Source organism: Armatimonadota bacterium, assembly GCA_016869025.1.
GTDB lineage: Bacteria > Sysuimicrobiota > Sysuimicrobiia > Sysuimicrobiales > Humicultoraceae > VGFA01.
This window is the reverse complement of the sequence record VGFA01000043.1, coordinates 1-4,100: the sequence shown is the minus strand read 5'-3', so window position 1 is coordinate 4,100 and position 4,100 is coordinate 1. Positions and strand designations below refer to the sequence as shown.

The following is a 4,100-nucleotide window of genomic DNA, read 5'->3' as shown; positions in this document are numbered from 1 at the left end:
CGGCAGGGGCGCGAGCGGCTGCTCCGGGTTCCAACATCGGACAGGGCGATCCGCCGGGCCATGGCCTGGGGTAATCCGTTTGTTCACAGTTCGGTGATGATGCGCCGGTCTGCGCTGCAGGCATGCGGAGGGTACGCGGACACCCGGTTTGAGGACTACCATCTCATGGCCCGGATTGCCGCTGCCCACCCTGTTGCGAACCTGGCTGAGCCACTGGTGGTACGGCGGCTGCGGCCGGGAAGCCATGGGCGGTCCGGCCCCCGTAGCCACAGACTGCGCACGAAGCTGGAGTTCCAGCGCCTCGCAGTCCAGTGGCTGGATCTTCCCGCGACCGCACGGCTCGGGCTGGTTCCCACACTGCTCGGTGTGGCTGCTTTTGGAGCACTGGAGTGGTTCACCGCATCCTGATGCTCATCACGCTTTCTGACTGGGGCGGAGCCCAGGCCCATGTCCTTGCGCTGGCGCGGGGCCTTCGGCACCTCTACGATGTAACGGTTGCATGCGGGCCGGGCGGGCCGCTGGTGGCCCGCCTGCGCGAGGAAGGCATCCGCGCCGTGGAGATTCCAGGATTGACCCGTGCTCCCAACCCCCTGGCCGACCTGGCGACCCTGGTGCGGCTCTCGCGCTGGATGCGCCGGGAGAGATTCGCACTGGTGCACTGCCACAGCACCAAGGCGGGATTGCTGGGAAGATTTGCGGCAAGGGCCGCCGGGACAAATGCGGTGCTGTTCACGACCCACGGATGGCCGTTCGCCGGATCCTGGTGGCCGCCGATCATGCGCGCGCTTCTCGTTCTCGCAGAGAGGACGGCCGCCCGGTTCGCCACAACCATCATCTGCGTCTCACACCACGATAGGGAGGCGGCGCTGCGGGCGGGGATAGGGCCGCCCTGGAGGTTGCAAGTGATTCCCAACGGCATCGCGCCCGATCCATGGCTGGTGGATGGCGCGACGGAAGAAGGCGGTAGGCGGACCGGCGAACCGTGCACGGCCGTGATGATCGGCAGGTTCCGGGAGCCCAAGGACCCGGTCACGCTGGTGAACGCCTGGGCGCGCGTCGGTGCGGCTCACCGCCTCTTGCTGGTGGGTGACGGCCCCATGCTCCCGGAGGTCGAGGCGTTGATCCTGAAGCAGGGGCTGGAAGGATGCGTCACAGTACTCGGGGCCCGCGACGATGTGCAGGTGCTGCTCCGTACCGCGGACGTCTTCGTGCTCTCAAGCCGGTGGGAGGGAATGCCGCTTGCCGTTATTGAAGCCATGATGAGCGGCCTGCCGGTCGTCGCGACGGATGTCGGCGGCGTTCCAGAGGCGGTGGTGGACGGGGAGACCGGGCTGCTCGTGCCTCCGGGCGACCCGGCGGCGCTGGCATCGGCCCTGGACCGGTTGCTGACCGACCCCGCCCTTCGCCGCAGAATGGGAGAGGCAGGCAGGCGAAGGGCGCTTGAGCACTTCACCGAGGAGCGTATGCTGACCGAGACCGCCGCCGTCTACGAGCGTGTGCTTTCCGGGCGGGCCGGCCCGATGCCCGGCCCGGCCTCAACTGCGCCATGAGGAGCCCGCGCGAGTTCCGGCAGCCGCTTCAGATCTCGGAGCGCAAGGTCCTCCTGGCGTTCCTGGACCTGGCCCTGTTGAACCTCGCGTTGCTCGTTACCTTGTCCGTACGGCTCCACTTCCCACTCGCGGCAGGCACGGTTGCCGGGCGGGCATCCTGGTTCGTCCTGCTCTCGGGAGCGTGGGCGATCGCGGCTTCGGTGGCCGAACTCTACGATCTGCGGCTTGCTGCCCGCCTGCCCGCCGGACCCATCGCAGCGGCGCTCGCCGTCGTGACGGCCGATGCGCTCTACCTGACTCTCCCCTATGTGACGCCGAACCTGCTGCCTTCGCGCCTGACGCTGCTTTGGTTCGTCGGCACCACCACGGTTTTCGTTGCCGCGTGGAGGTCGTTCTACGCGCTCGTCCTGGTCCAGCCGTCGTTCCGCCACCGGGTGGTTATCGTGGGTGCCGGCCGGGCCGGCCGGGAGGTGCTGGCGGCCATGCGGGAGCAAGGCCGCACCGAGTACGTGCCCGCAGGGTTCGTTGACAGCGACCCGACGATCCTGGGAGAGGAGGTGGACGGGCTGCCGGTGCTGGGCAACCACCGCGATCTTCCCGGTGTGCTGGAGCAGGCCCAGGTCTCCGAGGTGGTCGTGGCCTGTGCCGGCAGCGCCGACGGCGACCTCCTGCGCGCCCTGGTGAAATGCCAGGAGCGCGGCGTCACGGTGACGCCGGTGCATCGGCTGCTCGAAGATCTCACGGGAGCGGTTCCAATCGAGCACGCCGATGGCAACCTGCACATAGCGCTGCCGCTGGATCGCCCTTCCCCTGCGCTCTACGATACCTTCAAGCGCCTGGCCGATCTCGTCCTGGCCGCGGTTGGCATGCTGGCGGTGGCGGTGATGACACCCTTGGTGGCGGCTGCCCTGTGGATCGAGGACCGGGGCCCGGTCTTCTACCGCCAGCGCCGGGTAGGCCGGGGAGGGTGGGAGTTCGAGCTCTTGAAGTTCCGCACCATGGTCGGCGACGCGGAGTCCAACGGCGTGCAGTGGGCCGGTATCAAGGACCCCCGCGTAACAAGGGTCGGCCGGGCGCTGCGGCGGTTCCACCTCGATGAGCTACCCCAGGCCGTCAACATCCTGCGTGGCGAGATGAGCGTGGTGGGGCCTCGGCCCGAGCGTCCCGAGATGGTCGCCGAGCTGGAGGCGCTGATTCCCTTCTACCGGACGCGTCTCAGTGTCCAGCCGGGCGTCGCCGGATGGGCGCAGGTCAACTTCGGGTACGCCGACTCGGTCGAGGATGCCGTGGTGAAGCTCCGCTACGATCTCTACTACATCAAGCATCGCTCGGTGCTGCTCGACGCGCAGATTCTCGTTCGGACCGTCGGCCATGTGCTCCGAGGGGGTGGTCACCAATGAGTATTGACCTGCGGAGACGCCTGTCTCTGGAGGAAGCACCTTCGGGAAGGCGAAGTCTAGTGGGCAACCCAGTGTCGCCGGGATCTCGGACGCGAGGTGATGCGGGAGGCTGGCGCCATGCCGGCACGGCACGAGGACTGGTTCAATCAGGCCGAGCGTGACCTCCAGCATGCGCGACATGCACGGGACGCTGGAGACTCCGAGTGGGCCTGCTTCGCTTCGCAGCAGGCAGCCGAGAAGGCAGTCAAAGCCCTATTCCAGAAACTCGGTGCCGAGGCCCGGGGGCATTCCGTTCTGGGGCTGCTCGAGTCTCTACCGAGTGACCTTGCGGTTTCTGAGCAGATGCGGGACCTTGCAAGAGCACTTGATCGGCACTACATAGGTACGCGTTATCCCAATGCCCATCCCGAGGGAGCGCCGTACCTGTACTACACGCGGGAGGACGCCGACATTGCGATCCGCGCTGCGGAAGATATCCTCCGGTTCTGTGCAGGTCACTTTTCTCGACCGGCATGAAGTGCTCCGTGCGCTGCGAGAGATGGCCTTAGGTTTGCCGCGCACACTTCCGGAGTTGGAATCCGTGGTGCTGTTCGGCTCCCTTGCTCGCGGCGAGGCGGTCCCCGGAAGCGATGTGGACTTGCTCCTCATCCTCGAGCGCTGCGATCTTCCCTGGATGGAGCGGCTCGTGCGATATGCCGTTTCCCCGGTGGCTGGAGTAACCGTGGAAGTGTTCCCCTACACGCGCACGGAGGTTGAGCGTATGGAGGCAGAGGGCAACTGGTTCATCCGGCAGGCGCTACGCGAGGGCGTCGTGCTGTACCAACGCAGTGCGGGTAGAACGGCCGCGCCGGAGTCCGACGCATGAAGGCCATCATCCCCGTCGCCGGAGTCGGCCGCCGCCTGAGGCCGCACACCCACACCCAGCCCAAGGCGCTCATGCACGTGGCCGGCCGGCCGATTCTCGGGCACATCCTCGACGAGCTGGTCGCAGCGGGCGTGGACGAGGCGGTGCTGGTCGTCGGGCATCTGGGCGAGAAGATCGAGGAGTTCGTCCGCGCGCGCTACCGGATCCCGGTGCACTTCGTGGTGCAGAGAGAGGCGCTTGGCAACGGGCACGCGATCTACGTGGCGCGGCAGCACCTGGACGGCG

6 protein-coding genes are annotated in these 4,100 nt (G+C 67.4%); all 6 read left to right on the top strand.

What is annotated here, in order from left to right:
- Positions 1 to 96 precede the first annotated feature (96 nt).
- Positions 97 to 408, top strand: a complete 312-nt coding sequence (locus tag FJX73_12680; GenBank protein ID MBM3471625.1) for a hypothetical protein — start codon at positions 97 to 99, stop codon at positions 406 to 408.
- Positions 390 to 1,550, top strand: coding sequence for a glycosyltransferase family 4 protein (locus FJX73_12675; protein MBM3471624.1), 1,161 nt, complete (start codon positions 390 to 392; stop codon positions 1,548 to 1,550). Before FJX73_12680 ends, FJX73_12675 begins: the two co-directional genes overlap by 19 nt.
- Positions 1,547 to 2,950 carry a sugar transferase gene (locus tag FJX73_12670; protein MBM3471623.1) on the top strand — a complete coding sequence of 468 codons (1,404 nt, stop codon included), beginning with the start codon at positions 1,547 to 1,549 and terminating at the stop codon, positions 2,948 to 2,950. Before FJX73_12675 ends, FJX73_12670 begins: the two co-directional genes overlap by 4 nt.
- A gap of 117 nt (positions 2,951 to 3,067) precedes the next feature.
- Entirely contained in the window at positions 3,068 to 3,466 is a 399-nt protein-coding gene (locus tag FJX73_12665; GenBank protein ID MBM3471622.1) for a HEPN domain-containing protein, read from the top strand.
- Positions 3,402 to 3,815, top strand: a complete 414-nt coding sequence (locus tag FJX73_12660; GenBank protein MBM3471621.1) for a nucleotidyltransferase domain-containing protein — start codon at positions 3,402 to 3,404, stop codon at positions 3,813 to 3,815. The genes FJX73_12665 and FJX73_12660 overlap by 65 nt, the downstream gene beginning before the upstream one ends.
- Positions 3,812 to 4,100 (top strand): nucleotidyl transferase (locus FJX73_12655; protein MBM3471620.1); only part of this gene is annotated, 289 nt, incomplete at its 3' end. The genes FJX73_12660 and FJX73_12655, both read left to right, overlap by 4 nt.

Excerpts from the sequence above, each read along its gene's own strand:
- FJX73_12670 (MBM3471623.1), top strand. The coding sequence starts at position 1,547 with ATGAGGAGCCCGCGCGAGTTCCGGCAGCCGCTTCAGATCTCGGAGCGC.
- FJX73_12680 (MBM3471625.1), top strand. The coding sequence starts at position 97 with ATGATGCGCCGGTCTGCGCTGCAGGCATGCGGAGGGTACGCGGACACC.
- FJX73_12665 (MBM3471622.1), top strand. The coding sequence starts at position 3,068 with ATGCCGGCACGGCACGAGGACTGGTTCAATCAGGCCGAGCGTGACCTC.